At 59.8% G+C, this 21,445-nt stretch carries 21 protein-coding genes; 9 read left to right on the forward strand and 12 right to left on the reverse strand.

Annotated elements, in window-relative coordinates; translation table 11 throughout:
• Positions 1-184 precede the first annotated feature (184 nt).
• The 3 genes from J0G10_RS01185 to J0G10_RS01195 all read right to left on the reverse strand — a co-directional run bounded on the left by J0G10_RS01185 (position 185) and on the right by J0G10_RS01195 (position 1,173).
• Positions 185-649, reverse strand: a complete 465-nt coding sequence (locus J0G10_RS01185; RefSeq protein ID WP_095049547.1) for an inhibitor of vertebrate lysozyme family protein — start codon at positions 647-649, stop codon at positions 185-187.
• 2 nt (positions 650-651) lie between these two features.
• On the reverse strand, positions 652-816 hold the full coding sequence (locus tag J0G10_RS01190) for a DUF1328 domain-containing protein (RefSeq protein WP_003177151.1): 165 nt from the start codon (positions 814-816) through the stop codon (positions 652-654).
• A gap of 72 nt (positions 817-888) precedes the next feature.
• Positions 889-1,173 (reverse strand): hypothetical protein, encoded by a 285-nt coding sequence (locus J0G10_RS01195; protein WP_093429512.1) that lies wholly within the window; start codon positions 1,171-1,173, stop codon positions 889-891.
• A 427-nt stretch (positions 1,174-1,600) separates the two neighbouring features.
• On the opposite strand from J0G10_RS01195, the gene algB reads away from it, so the two are divergent.
• On the forward strand, positions 1,601-2,947 hold the full coding sequence (gene algB, locus J0G10_RS01200; RefSeq protein ID WP_095049546.1) for a sigma-54-dependent response regulator transcription factor AlgB: 1,347 nt from the start codon (positions 1,601-1,603) through the stop codon (positions 2,945-2,947).
• A 10-nt stretch (positions 2,948-2,957) separates the two neighbouring features.
• Positions 2,958-4,748, forward strand: a complete 1,791-nt coding sequence (locus tag J0G10_RS01205) for a KinB sensor domain-containing domain (protein WP_220557235.1) — start codon at positions 2,958-2,960, stop codon at positions 4,746-4,748.
• On the opposite strand, the gene J0G10_RS01210 is transcribed toward J0G10_RS01205, so the two are convergent.
• The 7 genes from J0G10_RS01210 to J0G10_RS01240 form a co-directional block, all read right to left on the reverse strand.
• Positions 4,745-6,358 carry an EAL domain-containing protein gene (locus J0G10_RS01210; protein WP_176471263.1) on the reverse strand — a complete coding sequence of 538 codons (1,614 nt, stop codon included), beginning with the start codon at positions 6,356-6,358 and terminating at the stop codon, positions 4,745-4,747. The two genes, J0G10_RS01205 and J0G10_RS01210, sit on opposite strands and share 4 nt — an antisense overlap.
• 76 nt (positions 6,359-6,434) lie before the next feature.
• On the reverse strand, positions 6,435-7,217 hold the full coding sequence (locus tag J0G10_RS01215; protein ID WP_095049543.1) for an N-acetylmuramoyl-L-alanine amidase: 783 nt from the start codon (positions 7,215-7,217) through the stop codon (positions 6,435-6,437).
• Between the two features lie 101 nt (positions 7,218-7,318).
• Entirely contained in the window at positions 7,319-9,397 is a 2,079-nt protein-coding gene (locus tag J0G10_RS01220) for a GGDEF domain-containing protein (protein ID WP_220557236.1), read from the reverse strand.
• Positions 9,394-10,272, reverse strand: coding sequence for an endonuclease/exonuclease/phosphatase family protein (locus J0G10_RS01225; protein ID WP_007911779.1), 879 nt, complete (start codon positions 10,270-10,272; stop codon positions 9,394-9,396). Before J0G10_RS01225 ends, J0G10_RS01220 begins: the two co-directional genes overlap by 4 nt.
• 14 nt (positions 10,273-10,286) lie before the next feature.
• Positions 10,287-10,928, reverse strand: a complete 642-nt coding sequence (locus tag J0G10_RS01230; RefSeq protein ID WP_095049541.1) for a thiol:disulfide interchange protein DsbA/DsbL — start codon at positions 10,926-10,928, stop codon at positions 10,287-10,289.
• A gap of 187 nt (positions 10,929-11,115) precedes the next feature.
• Positions 11,116-11,727: a c-type cytochrome gene (locus tag J0G10_RS01235; protein WP_016986443.1), complete on the reverse strand. Its 612-nt coding sequence runs from the start codon at positions 11,725-11,727 to the stop codon at positions 11,116-11,118.
• Positions 11,728-11,757: 30 nt separating this feature from the next.
• Positions 11,758-12,063, reverse strand: a complete 306-nt coding sequence (locus J0G10_RS01240; RefSeq protein ID WP_095049540.1) for a c-type cytochrome — start codon at positions 12,061-12,063, stop codon at positions 11,758-11,760.
• Positions 12,064-12,254: 191 nt separating this feature from the next.
• On the opposite strand from J0G10_RS01240, the gene yihA reads away from it, so the two are divergent.
• A complete protein-coding gene (gene yihA, locus J0G10_RS01245; protein ID WP_007911767.1) occupies positions 12,255-12,896 on the forward strand; it encodes a ribosome biogenesis GTP-binding protein YihA/YsxC in 642 nt (213 codons plus the stop codon).
• A gap of 411 nt (positions 12,897-13,307) precedes the next feature.
• Here yihA and polA read toward each other — a convergent pair whose 3' ends face one another.
• A complete protein-coding gene (gene polA, locus J0G10_RS01250) occupies positions 13,308-16,112 on the reverse strand; it encodes a DNA polymerase I (RefSeq protein ID WP_220557237.1) in 2,805 nt (934 codons plus the stop codon).
• Positions 16,113-16,186: 74 nt separating this feature from the next.
• Here polA and J0G10_RS01255 point away from each other — a divergent pair, with 74 nt between their 5' ends.
• Both J0G10_RS01255 and J0G10_RS01260 read left to right on the forward strand, forming a co-directional pair.
• The gene (locus J0G10_RS01255) at positions 16,187-16,477 is read left to right on the forward strand and encodes a DUF2782 domain-containing protein (RefSeq protein ID WP_064389732.1); all 291 of its coding nucleotides are present in this window, start codon (positions 16,187-16,189) and stop codon (positions 16,475-16,477) included.
• A 54-nt stretch (positions 16,478-16,531) separates the two neighbouring features.
• Positions 16,532-17,485: a homoserine kinase gene (locus J0G10_RS01260; protein WP_095049538.1), complete on the forward strand. Its 954-nt coding sequence runs from the start codon at positions 16,532-16,534 to the stop codon at positions 17,483-17,485.
• 83 nt (positions 17,486-17,568) lie between these two features.
• Here the strand turns inward: J0G10_RS01260 and J0G10_RS01265 are convergent, their stop codons facing one another.
• On the reverse strand, positions 17,569-18,489 hold the full coding sequence (locus tag J0G10_RS01265) for a zinc ABC transporter substrate-binding protein (protein ID WP_220557238.1): 921 nt from the start codon (positions 18,487-18,489) through the stop codon (positions 17,569-17,571).
• Between the two features lie 66 nt (positions 18,490-18,555).
• Here J0G10_RS01265 and J0G10_RS01270 point away from each other — a divergent pair, with 66 nt between their 5' ends.
• The 4 genes from J0G10_RS01270 to J0G10_RS01285 are packed head-to-tail and all read left to right on the forward strand — an operon-like array spanning position 18,556 to position 21,355.
• A complete protein-coding gene (locus J0G10_RS01270) occupies positions 18,556-19,038 on the forward strand; it encodes a Fur family transcriptional regulator (protein ID WP_007911760.1) in 483 nt (160 codons plus the stop codon).
• Entirely contained in the window at positions 19,038-19,823 is a 786-nt protein-coding gene (gene znuC / locus J0G10_RS01275) for a zinc ABC transporter ATP-binding protein ZnuC (RefSeq protein WP_007911759.1), read from the forward strand. Before J0G10_RS01270 ends, znuC begins: the two co-directional genes overlap by 1 nt.
• The gene (znuB, locus tag J0G10_RS01280) at positions 19,816-20,604 is read left to right on the forward strand and encodes a zinc ABC transporter permease subunit ZnuB (RefSeq protein WP_007911758.1); all 789 of its coding nucleotides are present in this window, start codon (positions 19,816-19,818) and stop codon (positions 20,602-20,604) included. The genes znuC and znuB overlap by 8 nt, the downstream gene beginning before the upstream one ends.
• Before the next feature lie 37 nt (positions 20,605-20,641).
• Positions 20,642-21,355 (forward strand): PA5502 family lipoprotein, encoded by a 714-nt coding sequence (locus tag J0G10_RS01285; protein WP_095049537.1) that lies wholly within the window; start codon positions 20,642-20,644, stop codon positions 21,353-21,355.
• The last annotated feature ends 90 nt before the right edge of the window (positions 21,356-21,445 follow it).

Below are 21,445 nucleotides of genomic sequence, written 5' to 3' on the forward strand. Positions count from 1 at the left end.
ACTACGGGTCGGCGAACCTGCGGCGCAGCTTTTACCCTGACCCGGCCCTTGCGCAGGCACTCCCTGTCCCCGTAGGTCACTCCGACCCTGCAACAGTCAGAACGTCCCGGCCCCTTGGTCATGCGCCTGCCTTCCTCAGGTGGGCGCAATGGAAGGCAGCAGGGCTGCTGCCTTCATGTTCAAATCAGTACCACTTCGGATCTTTCTTCAGGGTTTCCATCAAAAGATCCTGCATGCCCTGATCGGGTTTGCCGAGGAAGCGGTAGGTGGCATGTCGCGTTGGCGACTTGTCGGCCGGCAGTCCTTCGGGCACATCCACGAGCATGGCGTATGCGTCTTTCTTGTCGAAACTGAACGCGACGATCAAGCGGTGGTTCAGGCACTTGTCTGCAGATTCGCAGAGCGGGCCGACCAGATACTGGTCGCCATCTTCAGTTACGGCATTCATCTGCTGGTCAGGCGTGCCGGACAGGTTCATCACCCATTCCGGCAGGCGTTCTTCCTTCTTCACCACGCCTTCCCAGGTTTCGCGATACTGCGGGTCGGAACTCAATAGTTCGTTGACCCGCGCCTGGCCGTCATTGGCCGCCATCGCCATGGCACTGCCGCCCAGAAGCAGGGCGGCTGCCAGTGTCTTTAACACAGTCATCGTTAACCTCGGCCGCGACGGCCAAAGAAGAAGGAAGCGATGAACATCACCAGGAACACGACAAAGAGAATCTTGGCGATACCCGTGGCGGTGCCCGCGATACCACCGAAGCCCAGTACTGCAGCGATGATGGCAATGATCAAGAATGTAATTGCCCAGCTCAACATGGTGATTCTCCTTACTTCTCTATTTAGGGGTGTTACGTGTTCTGGCGCTGCGCGCCCGAATTCATCTGTTCTTTAGAAAACCCAACGCTCTTCACGTGGCAGTTGATCCAGCGGCTGCGCCTGATCGACATCCATCATGCGCATCGAGGCGCTCTCGGCCTGGCTGCTGCTGACGGCGCTGAAGTGCGTTTGCGTGTTGTGCTGGATCGAAATCAGCGGCTCAACCTGCTGGCTGTTTTCCCAGCGCAGGTATTGCTGACAGGCGATCAGGGTGATCAACAGCGCCAGTACGCCAAACAGACCTTGCTGAATATGCAGTGGCGAGATACGCACTTGGGCGGCACGTTGGCGAGTCATCCTGGGTTCCTCACTCTTATTCGGTTGGGGCAGTTCATTTCTGCCCGGGCTGAATGAGGTATTGCAGCCTGCATGCCAGTTTTTTAATTGAAAAATATTCAATAAAATCAATTGGTTATAGGCGCGGTAGAAAACTTTCGCGACGCATCCTGCACGATGGGGCATCTGGGATCGTGCGCAATGCACGATTTTTTCGTAGGAGATTTCATTCTTATGGAATTGAGAGCAGGGCGCAGATGTCAGAAAAGTACGCAGGGAATGCCCTGCAAATCGGCATTTGTTTAAAAAACCAACAAAATCAACGTATTGGCCGTAAAGGCAGGAGAGAGCTACCCTCCTATGGCTGGCATCGTTCAGAATCAACCATGCAACTTGCCCGATTTTTCCGGGACTAACCCAAGACCAATCACTATGGAGCGTAGGAAAAATGGAATCTGCCACTGAGCATCAAGGCCGCATTCTGCTGGTGGACGACGAATCCGCCATCCTGCGTACTTTCCGTTATTGCCTCGAAGATGAAGGCTATACGGTTGCCACAGCCAACAGCGCGGCTCAGGCCGACACCTTGCTGCAACGCCAGGTCTTCGATCTGTGCTTCCTTGATTTACGTCTGGGAGAAGACAACGGCCTCGACGTACTGGCGCAGATGCGCATTCAGGCACCATGGATGCGAGTGGTGATTGTCACCGCGCATTCGGCTGTCGATACCGCCGTCGACGCGATCCAGGCCGGCGCCGCCGACTATCTGGTCAAACCGTGCAGCCCGGATCAGTTGCGTCTGGCCACTGCCAAGCAATTGGAAGTGCGCCAACTGTCGGCGCGCCTCGAGGCCCTCGAAGGCGAGATCCGCAAACCGAAGGACGGTCTCGATTCCCACAGCCCGGCGATGAAAGTCGTACTGGAAACTGCACGTCAGGTCGCCGGCACCGACGCCAACATTCTGATCCTCGGCGAGTCCGGCACTGGTAAAGGTGAGCTAGCCCGAGCGATTCACGGCTGGAGCAAGCGCGAGAAAAAATCCTGCGTGACCATCAACTGCCCGTCGCTGACGGCGGAATTGATGGAAAGCGAGCTGTTCGGTCACAGTCGTGGCGCCTTTACCGGGGCCAGCGAAAGCACGTTGGGTCGAGTCAATCAGGCTGACGGCGGCACTCTGTTTCTCGACGAGATCGGCGATTTTCCACTGACATTACAACCCAAGTTGCTACGTTTCATTCAGGACAAGGAATACGAGCGGGTAGGGGATCCGGTCACCCGCCGCGCCGACGTGCGCATTCTAGCGGCGACCAATCTCAATCTCGAAGACATGGTCCGTGACGGGCGTTTCCGTGAAGACCTGCTCTATCGCCTGAACGTCATCACCCTGCACCTGCCGCCACTGCGCGAGCGCGCCGAGGACATCCTGACGTTGGCCGACCGCTTCCTCGCCCGCTTCGTCAAAGAGTATGCGCGTCCGGCACGTGGCTTCAGCGACGAGGCTCGCGAGGCACTGCTCGGCTATCGCTGGCCGGGCAACATTCGCGAGTTGCGCAACGTGGTCGAGCGGGCGAGCATCATCTGCCCGCAGGAACGCGTGGAGATCAGCCACCTGGGCATGGCCGAACAACCGGCCAACAACGCGCCACGAGTCGGTGCCGCGTTGAGTCTCGATGAGTTGGAGAAGGCGCACATCGGCGCCGTCCTCGCCACCGCCGGCACCTTGGACCAAGCGGCGAAAACGCTCGGCATCGATGCCTCGACCCTGTATCGCAAGCGCAAGCAGTACAACCTGTGAGTGCCCGACGATGAAATTGGCGATGAAGTTGCGGACCCGTTTGTTCTTGAGCATTTCCGCTCTCATCACCGTGGCCTTGCTCGGGCTGTTGCTCGGGCTGGTCAGCGTGATGCAAATGGCTGGCTCGCAGGAAACGACGCTGCGTAACAACTTCGTCACTCTCGATCTGGGCCTAAAGCTGCGACAAACCCTGGGTGATCAACTGGTCCTCATGCTCGCCGAAGAACCCGATCCGGTCGCGTTCGAGGCGTCCAAGCAGCAGTATCTCAAGTTGCTTGATGACGGTATCGCCCAAGAGCACATTGGCGATGGCCGCCAGTATGGTTTCAGTCAGGCCAAGGCTGATTACCTGAGTTTTCTTCAGGCCTTTGATGTGTCCCGTGATCCGGCGGCTGCGTTGAGCAGCAACGCCAACCTCCGAGAGCGCTTCAACACGCTGCGCAACGGTTTGATCACTGAACACAAGCATGCACTGGACAACATTAACGCGGTTCAGCATCAAGCGCGCGACCGGGCATTGTTGATCGCCGGTCTGCTGGGATTTGTCGGGCTGGCGGTGTTGATCATCGGCTTCATCACGGCCCACGGGATTGCCCGGCGTTTCGGCGCGCCGATCGAGGCGCTGGCGCAGGCGGCGGACAATATCGGCCAAGGCAATTTTGAAGTGACCCTGCCGATTTCCTCCGCGATGGAAATGAACCTGCTGACCAAGCGTTTCGGCCTGATGGCTGAGGCCCTGCGGGAACATCAGGCGACCAACGTCGACGAATTGTTCGCCGGTCAGCAGCGGCTGCAAGCGGTGCTCGACAGTATCGACGACGGCTTGCTGATGATCGACCGCCAGGGGCATCTGGAACACCTCAATCCGGTGGCTCAGCGCCAGTTGGGTTGGGAAGATGATCGCCTCGGCCAAGGCTTGGGCACCGCGCTGGAGCGGCCGGAGCTGGATGCGCAGTTGCAACTGGTGTTGCGCGGTGGCTCGCTTGAGCGCGCACCGGAAGACCTGAGCATCGAGGTCGACGGCGAATCTCGTTTGCTGACCTACAGCCTGACGCCGGTCAGCCACACGCAGGGGCATATCCTTGGCGCGGTGATGGTCTTGCATGACGTGACCGAGCAACGCGCCTTCGAGCGGGTGCGCAGCGAATTCGTGTTGCGCGCTTCCCATGAGCTGCGCACGCCGGTCACCGGCATGCACATGGCCTTCGGGCTGTTCCGCGAACGAGCGAAGTACGCCCCGGAATCGCGCGAAGCCGATTTGCTCGACACCGTGAACGAAGAGATGCAGCGCTTGATGCAGTTGATAAACGACTTGCTCAACTTCTCGCGTTATCAGAATGGCCTGCAGAAACTCACGCTGGCACCATGCTCCATCGAGGATTTGCTGGAGCAGGCGCAACTGCGCTTTGCCGATTCGGCGGCGGCCAAGGGCATCGCCCTGCATGTCGAAGTGCAGGGACCGTTGCCACGTTTGCAGGCCGATCAGGCACAGCTCGATCGTGTGCTGGATAACCTGATCGACAACGCCTTGCGCCATACCGCCCGCGACGGTCAGATCCGCTTGCAGGCACGTCGGCATGGCGAGCGGCTGATTGTCAGCGTCGAAGACAACGGCGAAGGCATTGCCTACGGCCAGCAGGGGCGGATCTTCGAACCTTTCGTGCAGGTAGGGCGCAAGAAGGGCGGTGCCGGTTTGGGCTTGGCGTTGTGCAAGGAAATCGTCCAGTTGCATGGTGGACGCATGGGCGTTTACTCACGGCCGGGGCAGGGCACGCAGTTTTATATGGCGCTCGCTGTCTAGGCTTCATCATCCATGCGTCGACCGGCAAGGCGCCGGCCACGGGTGATCAGTTCGATGAATTGCACCGCGCTCAGCGCATGGGCGAACAACCAGCCCTGACCGAATTTCACCCCTTCACTGCTGAGCAATTGCGCTTGGGATTCGAGCTCGATGCCTTCGGCAATCACCTTCAAATCCAGCGCCTGGGCCATGTGAATGATGTGCGGGGCGACGCCGCTGCTGGCCGCGTCATGGCCCAGTGCATCAATGAATGCTTTGTCGATCTTCAAGCAGTCCACTGGCAAGGTTTGCAAGTAGGCGAGGCTGCAATAGCCGGTGCCGAAATCGTCGATCAGCACCTGATGGCCAACATCGCGCAGCGCTTGCAGGTTTTCCCGTGCCACCACCACATCAATCAAGCCACGTTCGGTGACCTCGAAGGCAATCTGCCGCGCCGCCACGCGATGCAGTGTGAGCAGCCGCGCCATGACCTGGCCGATGCGTGGCACCATCACGTCGCAGGCTGCCAGGTTGACCGAGATGTATAGCTGCGGATTGGCGCGCAGCAACTGGCCCAGTTGCTCCAGCAGGCGCTGCAGGACGAAGTCGGTCATCTGCCGGATCTGCCCGGTGTTTTCTGCCATGGGGATGAACAGGTCAGGGCTGGTCAGCGTACCGTCGGGGCGGCGCCAGCGCAGCAGGGCCTCGGCACCGACGCAGTTGCGGCTGTCGAGGTCGAAGATCGGTTGATAGAGCACCTGCAGCTCGCCACGGCGAATTGCACCGTGTAGTTCGGCATCCAGAGACTGACGCTGGCGCACCAGTAAGAACACGAAAAATCCGACAAAGGCGCCGAGCAGCAGACACGCCGGGATGATCCACCACCAGACAGCCGGAATGTGCATGCCGGTTCTGGGTGTGATCAGGACCAACTGATACTCTGGATTATCCGTGGGCATGCGGTAGATCAGCCGGGTTTGCGTAACTTGCAGGGCATCGCGACTTTTCGGTGGCCAGTGTTCCGTGGGTGGCCAGGCTTGCGCCGTGCCAAGCACCGGGATAGCACGGGTGCCATGATCGAGCACCACCAGCAGGCTGCTACCGGGAGACAAATCGACCATGTCGGTCAGATGCCCGCGCGAGGTGGCGACGCGGAAATTGCCGCGCCCCAGCATCAGCGCCGCGCGGTTTTCATCAGGTTCGGTGGTGGTGTTCAGCCAATAGCTGTAGGTCGGGCCTTTGATGTCTGGCGCGCGGACCACCGACAGGCCTTCCTGGCGCGGACGGTTGGAGCAGATCCGCGAAGCGTCCATGTAAGCCGCTTCATAGACGAAGCGATAGTTGAAGGTGACTTGCTGCAGGGTGGCGATCATTTCATCGTCACAACTGCGCAAGGGCTGCGCTTCCAGGTCATCGAGACTTTCACGCAACTGGCCAAACAATTGTTCGAGGCGGGCCAGGAAACGTTCGCCTTGTGCGTTCATTTGTTGGCTTTCGTTTTGCTCGACCTGACGCATCGCCACGAACATACCGCCGGCGATCAGCAGGCAGGCACTGAGGACAGCCGCGATCATCGCCAAAAACCAGGGGCGATAAAACCAGCTACGCAGCGTCTCTCGGGTAGCAACCATCATGGAATATCCGAAGAATTACCAATGAGTTATAGCTGCTGATTGCAATTTCGCCCTGACCGTCGGGCGGGCGTCATTATTTTGTCTGATTGAGTACCAGCAACAACGCTGCCGTTTGTGCATCCGGCGTGCCGTCGAAGCGCGAAGGGCGGAAGTGCATCTGGAAGGCGGCGAGGACGTGGCGTGTGGCAACGTCCAGCTCACCGGTCTGCGGTGTGTCATAACCCAAGTGCGCCAACTGTGCCTGGAACCAGCTGATGCTCGGCAGTTCGCTGCTGTTGAACAGCATTTGCTGGCGCGCTACTGCCTGTTCGTTCGGCCATACGCCCAAGCCTTCGGCGGCGAGACGTTTCCACGGGAACAAAGGGCCCGGATCGAGTTTGCGCAATGGCGCGATGTCGCTATGGCCAATGATGTGGCGCGGGCTGATGCCATTGCGCTTGCTGATGTCCTTGAGCAGGACGATCAACGATTGAATCTGCGCTTCGCTGTACGGATACCACAGACGGCCGGTCGGGGTGTCCTTGAAGCCCGGATTGACGATTTCGATACCGATCGAGCTTGAGTTAAGCCAGGTACGGCCCTGCCATTGGCTTTCGCCGGCGTGCCAGGCGCGCTGGTTTTCGTCCATCAGCTTGTAGATGGTGCCGCTCTTGTCGTCGCCGATCAGGTAATGGCTACTGACTTCGCCGTGGGTCAGCAATTGCAGCGAGCGCTCCAGCGAGGCCGACGTGTAATGCACAACCACAAACTGAATGCGGCTGTCGTAATTGGCCGAAGGATGGCTGGTGTTGTAGCGAGGGCCGCTGGCACAACCGGCCAGAACGAGCAGCGAAGCGAGGAGGGTAAAGAATTTCATGGCAGAAGGCAGTACACGCAAGACAGTAATGCAACAGTGTAACGTACTGCCTCGCGTCTCGACGGTCAGTGGGCGGATTTAAACAAAATGGAACAATTTGCTCAGCCCAGCTCGACCCTGTTGCGCCCCGCATTTTTCGCTCGGTATAACGCCTGATCGGCTCTCTTCAATACAAGATCGCTGTGTTCTCCGGCACGGAATGTCGCCAGTCCCATGGAGATGGTGATGGTCACTCGTTCACCCTTGAAGTGGAACGGGCAGGCTTCGATAGCGGCGCGCAGGGTTTCCAGCAGTTTTGCGCCGACCGCTGGCGGCGTCGCCGGCATCAACAGAACGAACTCCTCACCGCCGAAACGGGCGATGAAATCGGCGCCGCGCAGACGCTTGCGCAGTACGGTGGCGATGATTTTCAGCACCTTGTCGCCGGCCAGATGGCCGTAGTTGTCATTGATCCGCTTGAAGTGATCGAGGTCGAGCATGGCCAGGCTCAGCGTGTTGCCGTGCAGTTGCCACTGTTTGATTTCATGCTCAAGGCGTTCGCTCCACGCGGCGCGGTTCGGCAGGCCGGTGAGCGGGTCGATCAGTGCTTTCTGCCGTTGTACTTCAAGATGTTCGCGGAAACCCTGGGCTTCCTGCTCCATATGCGCCACGCGTTCGGACAGGCTTTTCAGCCGCGTGGCGACTTCCTGCTCGCGGGCGTCGCGCTGCTTCTGATGCTGGTCCATGGTGCCGAGCAGGCCTTCAAGATGATTTTCCAGCACGTGCTTGAGGTCTTCCAGATCCGCAGCTTCCTGCACGCTGGTCTGCAGGCCGTCGACTTGCTCACGGATCTGCGTGTCCATGGCTTTCGCCGCCGAGCTGTTGTCGGCATGGCCCTCGCTGGCGGCTTGCAGATTGCTCTGAAACGCTTCGAGGCGTTCATTGAGCTGTTGCAGATAGGCTTCGAATTCGTGCTGGCCGCTGTCGGTGATCGCCAGCATCAACGTTGCAAGATCGTCGAGAATCGGGATCAGTTCGTACCAGTTCAAACCGTGTTTTAGCCGCTCACGCATGGCTTCGGCTTGCGGGCGGTGGCGTTCCGGCAGGGTCAGGTCGTCGAGCAGCCCGATCAGGGTGTCTTCGATGTGCTTGGCCACGGAACTGTAAGACGGCTCCGGGGTGTCCGGCAGGGCGAACAGGATGTCGTGCTCGGGCTGTTCCGGGTCGATGGCGGCCAGCGCCTGAGCAATCGGTTCGGGCAGGGGCAGGCTGTCGATGATCGGTGGTGATGGATCACCGGGGTGGATCAGTTCATCGGGATTGACCGCCTCAGCGGTGATCGGCGCTTGAGCCGGCGCTGAAGCCGGGGCGAAAACAGGCTCGGGCTCGAAGCGCTCTGCCTCCGGTTCGAGCGGTTCACTGATAACTTCGCTGATGACCGTTGGCGGTACGAAGGCCACTACATTTGCCGGTTCCAACTGGGCTGGAGCGGCTGGCGTGGGTGGTTCGACAACAGGCGCAAGTGCTTTGCTGGCAGGCGCTGCCGGTACCAGCTCAGCCGCCGCGACAGGCGCGAGCTGTGCGGTTTCCGCTGTGGTTGACGGTGCAGCCAGTGGTTGCTCTGGCGGCGAGGCTGGAACCTGCGCGGGGGCTTGTGTCGCTAGCGCTTCTTCGCTGTCACGGCTACCAAACAAACGCTGCAACAATCCTGGGCGTCCCGGTTCGGCTGGCGTTTCCAGCTGACTCAAAGCCTTGCCCTGCAAGCCGCTGAGTTCACTCAGCAACAGTGGCATTTCCCGCGCCGAACCGACGCGGCTATCCAGTTGTTTGGCGAATTTCTTCAGTGGCTGAGCGACTTCACGCGGCAACGGCAAAGCCTGCAACTGAGTGACCAGCGATGTCAGCGCGGTACTGACTTGATCGATGCGGGTTTCGCGGCGCTGCTCGGAATCGAGCACGGCTTTTTCCAAGCGCGGCAACAGGGCGGCGAGGCCGGCGTCCATGTCGTCGGTGCGCACCACGTCGCGCATCTCTTTCATGCACTGATCGACGACTTTATCGGTGCCTTCAGCCGCTAGTGTGCTGCGCACCAGACCGCGCCGCAGCAAGTCGAGCCTGGCGGCCCAGCGCCGCTCAAGCTTGTCTTGCTGTTCGATGCTTTTGAGGTACTTCTCTTTCCAGCGCTGGGCGTCGTCGCTCATTCAGGGGTTCCGCGAGGGGCAGGACTCAACGCGGGCAATGCATCGGCCGTGAGCGAACCCGGCAGACGAATCTCTACCGCGACCGGCAGGTGATCGGAAATCGGTTGTGCCAGCACTTCGACCTTTTCCAGCGTCAGGGTCGGGCTGAGCAAAATATGATCAAGGCAACGCTGAGGACGCCAGCTGGGGAATGTCGCTTCCACCTGCGGGGCCAGCAGGCCGAGATCGCGTAACGGAGAATGTTGCAGCAGATCGCTGGCATGGGTGTTCATGTCGCCCATCAATACCTGGTGTTTGTAGCCACCGATCAGCTCACGAATATAGGCCAGTTGCAGGCTGCGGGTTCGTGCGCCAAGGGCCAGGTGCATCATCACCACCACCAGCGCTTCCGGGCCTTCGCCGAAGCGCAGCAGAATCGCGCCACGACCTTTCGGGCCTGGCAGCGGGTGATCTTCAATCGCCGACGGTTTCAGACGACTCAGCACGCCGTTGCTGTGCTGGGCCAGTCGGCCGAGATTGCGATTGAGTTGTTGATACCAGTAAGGGAAGGCGCCGAGCTGGGCAAGGTGTTCGACCTGATTGACGTAGCCCGAACGCAGGCTGCCGCCATCGGCTTCCTGCAAGGCGACCAGATCGAAGTCGCCGAGCAAGTCGCCGATCTTTTGCAGATTGCCTGAGCGACCGTTGTGCGGCAGCAGGTGCTGCCAGCTACGGGTCAGGTAATGCCGATAGCGCTCGGTGCTGATGCCCACCTGGATATTGAAACTGAGCAGGCGCAGACGTTGGTCTGCGGGCAGGCCCGTGGACTCCAGGTGATGCTCGTTGACCTGCGGATCATGCAGGCCAACGATGCGTTCAGACTTCCAGCGGCGCATGGCGGGGGCGGCGCTTAGTTGGCTGCAGCCTTGGTTGCCGCTCGCTCTTTGGCGACCAGTTGGTCAGCCAGTTGCAGCGCTTGTTCGGCACCACCGGCAGAGCCGATGTCAAAGCGGTACTTGCCGTTGACGATCATGGTTGGCACGCCAGTGATTTCATACTTCTTGGCCAGTTCACGGGCCTTGACGATCTGGCCTTTGATGGCGAACGAGTCGAAGGTGGCGAGGAACTTGTCCTTGTCCACGCCTTGAGTGGCGAGGAAGTCAGCCATGTCGTTCTTGTCGGTCAGCTTCTTGTGTTCTTTCTGGATTGCGTTGAACACGGCGCTGTGAACCTTGTGCTCGACACCCATGGCTTCGAGGGTCAGGAACATCTGGCCGTGAGCGTCCCATGGGCCGCCGAACATCGCCGGAATACGCACGAAGTTGACGTCGGATGGCAGTTTTTCAACCCACGGGTTGATCACCGGCTCAAAGGCGTAGCAGTGCGGGCAGCCGTACCAGAACAGCTCGACCACTTCGATCTTGCCAGGCTCTGCCACCGGCACCGGATTGGCCAGTTCGACATACGGTGCGGCAGGGGTTTCGGCGGCTTGAGCGGTCACGCCGAACAGGCTGGCAGCGACGAGGGCGGCGCTGATGATCAGATTACGCATGCTTTACTCCTGGACAATTTGGGTCGCCTCGCGCGACCTGTTTTCAGACAGATCCTGGCGGGCATGAGTTCTGTAGTGTAACGGCAGCGGCCACAAAAAAGGGCGGCCAAAGCCACCCTTTTTATACTTGCTGCGACGGATTAATCGAGCGTTAACGTTGCGCGAGATCTATCACTGCCAAATGCGCTTAGTGCAGACCTTGAATGTAGCTGGAGACCGCAGCAATATCTTCGTCGCTCAGGCGCTTGGCGATGGTCTGCATGGTCATGGTGTCGCCGTCGTTGTTGCGGCCGCCTTCTTCCTTGCGGAAATCGGTCAGTTGCTTGGCGATGTATTGAGCGTGTTGGCCACCCAGGTGCGGGAAGCCTGCCGCGGCGTTGCCAGCGCCGTTCGGTGAGTGACAGCCGGTGCAAGCGGGCAGGCCCTTGGCCAGGTTGCCGCCACGGAACAGGGCCTCACCGCGAGCGACGATCTTCGGATCGGCGGCGCCGACGCTGCCTTTCTGGCTGGCGAAGTAGGCGGCGATGTCGGCCAGGTCCTGATCGCTCAGGTTGGTCAGCAATCCGGTCATTTCCAGAACGGTGCGCTTGCCCGACTTGATGTCGTGCAATTGCTTGGTCAGGTAGCGTTCACCTTGACCGGCCAGTTTCGGAAAGTTTGGCGCCATGCTGTTCCCGTCCGGGCCATGGCAGGCTCCGCATACGGCGGCTTTTGCCTGGCCTGCTGCGGCATCACCGGCAGCATGGGCGAAGCCTGAGATTCCCACGGTCAACAGCAGACTCACGATCAATTTGTTCATCAGCTAATCCAACTACGGCTAAGGGTTAAGTTATGGACCGGGCTTACTCGCGCTCATCCACAGGATGATGGCTTGGTAATCCTCGGCACTGCAGTCCATGCACAAACCACGCGGCGGCATCGCCTTGAAACCCTGGGTCACGTGTTGCACCAGCGTCTCCATACCTTTCGCCAACCTCGGCGTCCAAGCTTCCTGATCGCCTCTTTCGGGCGCCATGGGTAGTTGGCCGGAATGACAGGCACCACAAACACGGTTGTACACAGCTTCCGGATCCTGTGTAGCCTGTGCGCTGTAAAGCGGCATCAAGACTCCGGCAGCCAGCAGCCATTTCGTCATAAAACGACCTTTTCAGGGTTGAGAGCGTTCTGCGTTCTAATGCGCAATCAAGGTCTGTCGCTCTCGTGAACTTCATCCTACGCTGGGACAAAGCACACACAAAATCTGCGGCATTATATACTGGCGTCACTGAAACGGAAGCGACACCGCGTTCCGCGCCCAATCCCGGCGCCGCCCACATCGGAAATCCCATGCAACTCAAGAATCCCATCCTCGGCCTGTGCCAACAGTCCACGTTTATGCTCAGTGCCGCCAAAGTCGATCAATGCCCTGACGACGAAGGCTTCGAAGTAGCGTTCGCCGGTCGTTCCAACGCCGGCAAATCCAGCGCACTGAACACTTTGACTCACGCCAGTCTGGCGCGCACCTCGAAAACCCCAGGTCGCACACAGCTGTTGAACTTCTTCAAGCTAGACGAAGATCGCCGTCTGGTCGACCTGCCGGGCTACGGTTACGCAAAAGTACCGATCCCGCTGAAGATGCACTGGCAGCGTCACCTCGAGGCTTACCTCGGTGGCCGCGAGAGTTTGAAGGGGCTGATTCTGATGATGGACATCCGTCATCCAATGACCGACTTCGACCTGCTGATGCTCGACTGGGCCGTTGCGGCCGGCATGCCAATGCACATCCTGCTGACCAAGGCCGACAAGCTGACCTACGGCGCAGCCAAGAACACCCTGCTCAAAGTGCAGTCGGAAATCCGCAAGGGTTGGGGCGACCTAGTCACCATCCAGCTGTTCTCGGCGCCAAAACGCATGGGCCTGGAAGAGGCCTACACTGTACTGGCCGGCTGGATGGAACTGGCAGACAAAGGCGCCGAGGCGGCTGAGTAAAACAGGGATTAGAAAATTGGCTGTGGTGCGCTCAGGCAAGGCGAAAGCGCAGCTAAAAAGCGGAGTTTAGGGTACCTAAATGAGCATTTTTAGCTGTGCTTTCAACGCAGTCTGAGCGTGCCACAGCCAATTTTCGGGCAAAAAAAGCCCCGGACTTCATTGGGGAGGGAGAAGTTCCGGGGTTTAAGTTCCGAACCGCTAGGGCGGGGTTCAGATATCTGCCAACACTTAACACAACATAGGAGCATCGAAGGGCTTCACCAGCCATTCAGTATCTCTGAGTGGTGTCCTTCCAGATTAGTTCAGATTTTTTTCAAAAAGCTTTGGAATAATCCCAAGCGCTTTTCGAAATAAGCAGGTTTTACTGGCGCTGCCGCGACAACAGGTCGCGGCAAACCGTGTTCAAAAGCCTCAGTGAGCCTCATCCCAATTGTTGCCCACACCCACTTCGACCAGCAGCGGCACATCCAGTTTCGCCGCCTCGCTCATGTGCACGCGAATCTCGGCACTGACTTGTTCGACCAGATCCTCACGAACCTCCAGCACCAGTTCATCGTGCACCTGCAGGATGACTTTGGCGTCCAGCCCGGATGTCGCCAACCAGTTATCCACCGCCACCATGGCTTTCTTGATGATGTCGGCAGCCGTGCCCTGCATCGGCGCGTTGATCGCTGTGCGCTCGGCAGCGGCACGTTCCTGCGGCTTGTTCGAGTTGATTTCTGGCAGGTACAGACGACGACCGAAGAAGGTCTCGACATAACCCTGATCCGCCGCCTGTGCGCGGGTGCGATCCATGTATTCGCGAACCCCCGGATAACGGGCGAAGTAGGTGTCGATATAAGCCTTGGCGGTCTTGGTGTCGACGCCGATGTCCTTGCCGAGCTTCTGTGCGCCCATGCCGTAGATCAGGCCGAAGTTGATCGCCTTGGCGCCACGGCGCTGGTCGGAGGTCACTTCGTTGAGTTCGACCTTGAACACTTCGGCAGCGGTGGCGGTGTGCACGTCCAGATTGTTGCGGAAGGCATTCATCAGGCCTTCGTCCTTGGACAGGTGCGCCATGATCCGCAGTTCGATCTGCGAATAGTCCGCCGCCAGCAGTTTGTAGCCCTTTGGCGCGACGAACGCCTGACGGATGCGCCGGCCTTCCGCGGTGCGCACCGGGATATTCTGCAGGTTTGGATCGCTCGAGGACAAACGCCCGGTCGATGCCACAGCCTGGTGATACGAGGTGTGGACACGCCCGGTGCGCGGATTGATCTGCTCCGGCAGGCGATCGGTGTAGGTGCTTTTCAGCTTGCTCATCGACCGGTGCTCCATCAGCACCTTCGGCAAGCGGTGATCGTCTTCAGCGAGCTTCGCTAGCACTTCTTCAGCGGTGGACGGTTGGCCCTTGGCGGTCTTCTTCAATACTGGCAGGCCGAGTTTCTCGTAGAGAATCACGCCCAACTGCTTCGGCGAGCCAAGGTTGAATTCTTCCCCGGCGATCTCGAACGCTTCGCGCTCAAGTGCGACCATTTTGTTGCCCAGTTCGATGCTCTGAATGCCGAGCAGTTCGGCATCAACGAACGCGCCTTGGCGTTCGATGCGCGCCAGTACCGGCACCAGCGGAATCTCGATGTCGGTCAAAACGCTGGCCAGACTCGGGATGGCGCTGAGTTTTTCGAACAGCGTCTGGTGCAGGCGCAGGGTGATATCAGCGTCTTCGGCGGCGTACGGCCCGGCCTGTTCCAAAGCGATCTGGTCGAAAGTCAGCTGCTTGGCGCCTTTGCCGGCGATGTCCTGGAAGCTCACGGTGGTGTGATCCAGGTACTTCTGCGCGAGGCTGTCCATGTCGTGGCGGGTGGCGGTGGAGTTGAGCACGTAGGACTCAAGCATCGTGTCGAAGGCGATGCCGCGCACGTTGATGCCTTGGCTCTGATCGCCGCCGATGGCACAGTTGGCCAGAATATTCATATCGAACTTGGCGTGCTGGCCGACCTTCAGCTTGCTCGGGTCTTCGAGAATCGGCTTGAGTGCGCGCAGTACGGTGTCGCGATCCAGCTGTTCCGGCACGCCGATGTAGGAGTGGGTCAGCGGAATGTACGCGGCTTCGTTGGCCTGCACGGCGAACGACAGGCCGACCAGCTGCGCTTGCTGCGCGTCGATGCCGGTGGTTTCGGTGTCGAAGGCGAACAGCTTGGCGTTGCTCAGTTTTTCCAGCCAGACGTCGAAGCGCGCCTGATCAAGGATGGTTTCGTAGGCAGCTTCGGCGGGAGCGACAGGCGCTTCTTCCGCTGGTGCGCTGAACAGATCGCCGGCCAGCGCAGGTTCGCTGGCTGCGCTCAGTTCCAGACGTTTGGCGTCGCGATCGAGATCATTGATCCAGCTTTTGAATTCCAGCAGCGAGTACAGCTCGTAGAGCTTGGCCGGGTCTTCGGCGCCCATCTGCAGGTCGTCGAGTTCGACGTCCAGCGGCACGTCGACCTTGATGGTCGCCAGTTGATAGGAGAGGAACGCCATCTCCTTGTGCTCTTCAAGCTTGGCCGGCAGGGTCTTGGCGCCGCGAATCGGCAGGGTCGGCACGATGTCGAGATTGGCGTACAGCTCGGTGAGGCCGCCGTTGACGCCGACCAACAGGCCGGACGCAGTCTTCGGGCCGATGCCGGGAACGCCCGGAATGTTGTCGGACGAATCGCCCATCAGCGCCAGATAATCGATGATCTGCTCCGGAGCGACGCCGAATTTCTCCTTAACGCCCTCCACGTCCATCGAGCTACCGGACATGGTGTTGACCAAAGTAATGTGGCCATCGACCAGTTGCGCCATGTCCTTGTCGCCGGTGGAGATGATCACCGGGCGATCCGCCGCCGCGCTGCTGCGCGCCAGGGTGCCGATCACGTCGTCAGCCTCGACGCCTTCCACGCACAGCAGCGGGAAACCGAGGGCGATCACGCTCTGGTGCAGCGGCTCGATCTGCACGCGCATGTCGTCGGGCATGCTCGGGCGATTGGCTTTGTATTCGGCGTACATTTCATCGCGAAATGTCCCGCCCTTGGCGTCGAACACCACGGCGAACGGGCTGTCCGGGTACTGCTTGCGCAGACTCTTGAGCATGTTCAGCACGCCTTTGACCGCACCGGTCGGCAGGCCTTTGGAGGTGGTCAGTGGTGGCAGCGCGTGAAACGCGCGGTACAGGTAAGACGAACCGTCCACCAGGACGAGGGGGGCTTGGCTCATGAGCAGGATCAACCTTTTCGGCGGGTCCGGCGCTAGAATAGCGGGACCGTTGACGACAAAGGGACAAGGTTATCATGCGTACGTTAAATCGCTTGCTGCTGGTCGGTCTGATTGCTGCCTCACCGTTGGCCGCGATGGCGGCGGATGATGCGCCGTCAGGGGATCCTGAAGTAACCATTCGCACGGAAGGCGACAAGACGATTCAGGAGTACCGGCAAAACGGCTTCCTGTACGCGATCAAAGTCACGCCGAAGGGCGCGCCGCCGTACTTTCTGGTGCGTGCAGATGGGACGGATGCAAACTTCATCCGCTCGGATCAGCCGGATATGCTGATTCCGTCGTGGAAGATTTTCGAATGGAAGTAGATTTTTAATTCACCCGGCGCCGCGATTGGCGGCGCCCGTACTGGCAGTTAAAACATGTCTGTGTTCACTCCCCTGGCTCGGCCCGAGCTGGAAACCTTTCTCGCCCCTTACGGGCTTGGCCGTCTGCTTGATTTCCAGGGGATCGCCGCCGGCAGCGAAAACACCAATTTCTTTATCAGCCTGGAGCAGGGCGAATTCGTCCTGACCCTGGTCGAGCGCGGCCCGGTGCAGGAGATGCCGTTTTTCATCGACCTGCTCGATGTGCTCCATGAAGCCGATCTGCCGGTGCCGTACGCACTTCGCACCACCGACGGCGTGGCGCTGCGTGAGCTGAAAGGCAAACCGGCACTGCTGCAACCGCGCCTTTCCGGTAAGCACATCAAGGTCGCTAATGCCCAACATTGCGCGCAGGTCGGCGAGTTGCAGGCGCACCTGCACCTGGCGACCCAGGACGAGCGCATGATCAAGCGCAAGACCGACCGTGGTCTGGACTGGATGCTGGAAGAGGGCACGGAGTTTCTTTCGCACCTGAGCGATGAGCCGCGTGCGCTGCTGCAAAAGGCGTTGAACGAGATCACCGAGCGCAAAGACAAGATTCTTGCGCTGCCTCGCGCCAACATCCACGCCGACCTGTTTCGCGATAACGCGATGTTCGAAGGCACGCACCTGACCGGTTTGATCGACTTCTACAACGCCTGCTCAGGGCCGATGCTCTATGACGTGGCGATCGCCTTGAATGACTGGTGCTCGGACGAGGACGGTTTAATCGACGGGCCGCGTGCCCGCGCGTTTCTCGGCGCCTATGCGGCGTTGCGACCGTTCACGGCGGCGGAGGCTGAGTTGTGGCCGACGATGCTGCGTGTAGCCTGTGTGCGGTTCTGGCTGTCGCGGTTGATCGCGGCGGAGCAGTTCGCCGGGCAGGACGTGTTGATTCACGATCCGAAAGAGTTTGAACAGCGGTTGGCGCAGCGGCAGCAGGTCAATACACCTTTGCCTTTCGCGCTTTAATATCAAAAGATCGCAGCCTTCGGCAGCTCCTACATGGGATTACCTGTAGGAGCTGCCGAAGGCTGCGATCTTTTTCTATGCGGCTACAGAGATTCCAGGCATCCCGCCAGATCATTGCCCAACTTCTCTAGCACTTGCTCATAGCCCTGAGCCGTCGCCGGGGTGTACCCGCCCAACGCATCCAGCTCAGCCAGTTTCACCGGCAAACCCGCCACCAGGGTTTCGGCCAGACGCGGACGCAATGGCGGCTCACTGAACACACAGGTCTTGCCCACTTCCTGCAAACGCTTGCGCATCGCCGCAACATGCTGCGCACCGGGCTGCACTTCGGCGGCCACGCTGAACACGCCGGCATGCTTCAGGCCATAAGCCTCTTCAAAGTAATCAAACGCCTCGTGAAAGACGAAGTACGGCTTGCCTTCAACGCTGGCCAGACGCTTCTTCAAACGCTGATCCAGTGCGTCCAGACGTTCGTCAAATGCCTTGGCGTTTTTCTGATAGCGCTCGGCATTGGCCGGATCTGCGGCGCTCAAGTCTGCGGCCATTTTGTCGGCAATTACCCGCGCATTGACCGGTGATAACCACAAATGCGCATCGAGCGTGCCAGGACGGTGATCGTGATCATGCTCGTCAGCCTCTTCGGCGTGGGAGTGGCTGTCCTCAGCGAAACGCCGCAGTTTCATCCCTGGCAGATCCTGCACCGCGACGCTCGGCAGCGTCCGACCGTTCAACACGCGCGGCAGAAAGCCTTCCATGTCCGGGCCGATCCAGTAGAGCAGATCCACCGATTGCACCTTCCGTACGTCGGATGGCCGCAGCGCGTAATTGTGTGGCGAAGCACCCGGCGGCAGCAGCACTTCGGGAATCGCTACGCCGTCCTGCACGGCCGCTGCAATCAGCTGCAACGGTTTGATGCTGGTGAGGACTTTGACCTCGGCCTGAGCCGAACCGATCAGCAGAAAACTGGCGACAAAAGCCACAAAAACAGAAAAAAGTCGGGACACGATGACCACTCAAGGAGGCGAGAACGGGTAACATAATAACGTCTCTATCAAAACTCGTCGCCGCCCATGCCTATTACACCGATTGCCAGCCGTCCCCACGACCACTCTCATTGCGTGCACAGCGCTTTGTCCGAGGCCGATACCTTGTGCGCCCAGAAAGGCTTGCGCCTGACCGCGTTGCGCCGCCGGGTGCTGGAACTGGTGTGGCAGAGCCACAAGCCGCTGGGCGCCTACGACATTCTTGCGGTGCTGAGCGAGCAGGATGGCCGCCGCGCCGCACCGCCGACGGTGTACCGCGCGCTGGATTTCCTCCTGGAAAACGGCCTGGTGCATCGCATTTCTTCGCTGAACGCCTTCGTCGGCTGCGTGCACCCGGAACACGCGCATCAGGGCCAGTTCCTGATCTGCCGCGATTGCCACGCTGCCATCGAGCTTGAGCAAAAAGTGATCAGTGACGCGATCATCAACAGCGCCAAAGACGTTGGTTTCATCGTCGAAGCGCAGACCGTCGAAGTCGTCGGCCTGTGCTCTGGTTGCCAGGGGGCTTGATGAGCAATGCGCTGATCCGTCTGGAACAGGTCGCCGTCACATTTGCCGGGCAGGCTGTGCTGGACAACATCGAGCTGAGCGTCGAGCCCGGGCAGATCGTTACCCTGATCGGCCCCAACGGCGCCGGCAAGACTACGCTGGTGCGCGCCGTGCTTGGTTTGTTGAAGCCGGACAGCGGCAGTGTCTGGCGCAAGCCGAAACTGCGCGTCGGCTACATGCCGCAAAAACTTCACGTCGATCCGACCTTGCCGCTTTCGGTGTTGCGTTTTCTGCGCTTGGTACCGGGCGTTGACCGCCCGCGTGCGCTGGCTGCGCTGAAAGAAGTTGGCGCCGAACACGTCATCGACAGCCCGGTGCAAAGCGTTTCCGGTGGTGAAATGCAGCGTGTGCTGCTGGCGCGGGCATTGCTGCGCGAGCCGGAATTGCTGGTACTCGACGAGCCGGTGCAGGGCGTCGACGTCGCTGGCCAAGCCGAGTTGTACAGCCTGATCACCCGTCTGCGCGACCGCCATGGCTGCGGCGTGTTGATGGTGTCCCACGATTTGCATTTGGTGATGAGCACCACCGATCAGGTGGTCTGCCTCAACCGTCACGTCTGCTGCTCCGGGCATCCCGAGCAGGTCAGTGGCGATCCGGCGTTCGTCGAGCTGTTCGGCAAGAACGCGCAGAGCCTGGCGGTTTATCACCACCATCACGACCACGCTCACGACCTGCACGGTTCGGTGGTCAAAGGGCCGGTTATTGGCCAACCTCACGTTCACGGAGACAACTGCAAGCATGGCTGATTTTCTGTTGTATGCCCTGCTTGCAGGTCTGGCGTTGGCGATCGTTGCAGGTCCGCTGGGTTCGTTCGTGGTCTGGCGGCGCATGGCGTATTTCGGCGACACCTTGTCCCACGCTGCCTTGCTCGGTGTGGCGTTGGGCTTTCTGCTGGATGTCAGCCCAACCGTTGCGGTGACCGTAGGCTGTCTGTTGCTGGCGGTGCTGCTGGTCACGCTGCAACAGCGTCAACCGCTGGCGTCTGACACGCTTTTGGGAATTCTCGCACCGAGCACGCTCTCTCTCGGCCTGGTGGTACTAAGCTTCATGCATGAAGTGCGGATCGACCTGATGGCCTATCTGTTCGGCGACCTGCTGGCGATCAGTCCAACCGATCTGGCGTGGATCCTCGGCGGCAGTGCGGCGGTGCTGGTGTTGCTGGTGACGCTGTGGCGGCCGTTGCTGGCGATTACCGTGCACGAAGAGTTGGCCAAGGTCGAAGGCCTGCCGGTTGCAGGTCTGCGCATGGCGCTGATGTTGTTGATTGCGGTGGTGATCGCGGTGGCGATGAAAATTGTCGGCGTGTTGCTGATTACCTCACTGCTGATCATCCCGGCGGCTGCGGCACAGCGTCACGCCCGCTCGCCGGAGCAGATGGCGCTGGGCGCGAGCCTGCTGGGCATGCTCGCCGTGTGTGGCGGGCTGGCGTTGTCGTGGTTCAAGGACACCCCGGCCGGCCCGTCAATCGTTGTGACGGCGGCCGCACTGTTTCTGTTGAGTTTTGTTCTGCCCCGTCGTGGGGTGTAGACTTGGCCGCTTTTTGCGCAAATAGAGAGTCGCAGGAATGAAGCCGTTCGCCTCCCGTTATCTGCTCCTTGTCGCATTTTCAGTGCTACTGGGCGCCTGCCAAAGCACGCCGCCGGTGGCCGAAGTCCCCGATGCGCGAGCTACGGCCATCGCACAGCTGGAGCAAAGCCTGGCCAGCAGCGAACTGGCCACTGCCGAAGATCAGTTGGCCGCTTTGCAGAAAGAAACCCCAAACGATCAATCCCTTGAGCAATACCAGCGGCAATTGGCCGAAGCGTATCTGCGTCGCAGCCAGATCGTGCTGCAGAAGGGCGATGTGAATGCTGCCGCTACGGCGTTAAGCCGTGCTCGCGCGTTGATGCCGAAAGCGCCGGCGCTGACCGGTGGCGTCAACGGTGCCATTACTGAAGCGCGCAAGGCTGAGCTGGAAAAGGCTGAGGCTGCATTGCTGGCCGCCGAGGCCAAGCCGAAAGCTAAAGTGATTGATCCGACCGCTGAGAGCACTACGGTTGCGCTGAACATCACCGATAGCCGCAAACTTCGTCGTCAACTCGACGCGATCGCCGCTGATGTGGTGAATTACGAGTGTGGGGTGACCATTCAGGCACCGCGCACCGATGACTATCCGTGGCTGGCGACTCTGCTGACCAAGCGGGTGAAGAAGTTGAACCCGGATTTTGATCTGAAGATCGTGAAACAGACCGTGCGCACAGTGCCGGCGCAGATGGTTCTGAGCCCGCGTAAACCCTAAGAAGCTTCGCGAGCAGGCTCGCTCCCACAGGGATCTCCAGAGAACACAAAATTCGTGTTTAAAGGAGAACCCTTGTGGGAGCGAGCCTGC

Origin of the sequence: Pseudomonas germanica (genome assembly GCF_019614655.1) — a bacterium.
GTDB lineage: Bacteria > Pseudomonadota > Gammaproteobacteria > Pseudomonadales > Pseudomonadaceae > Aquipseudomonas > Aquipseudomonas neuropathica.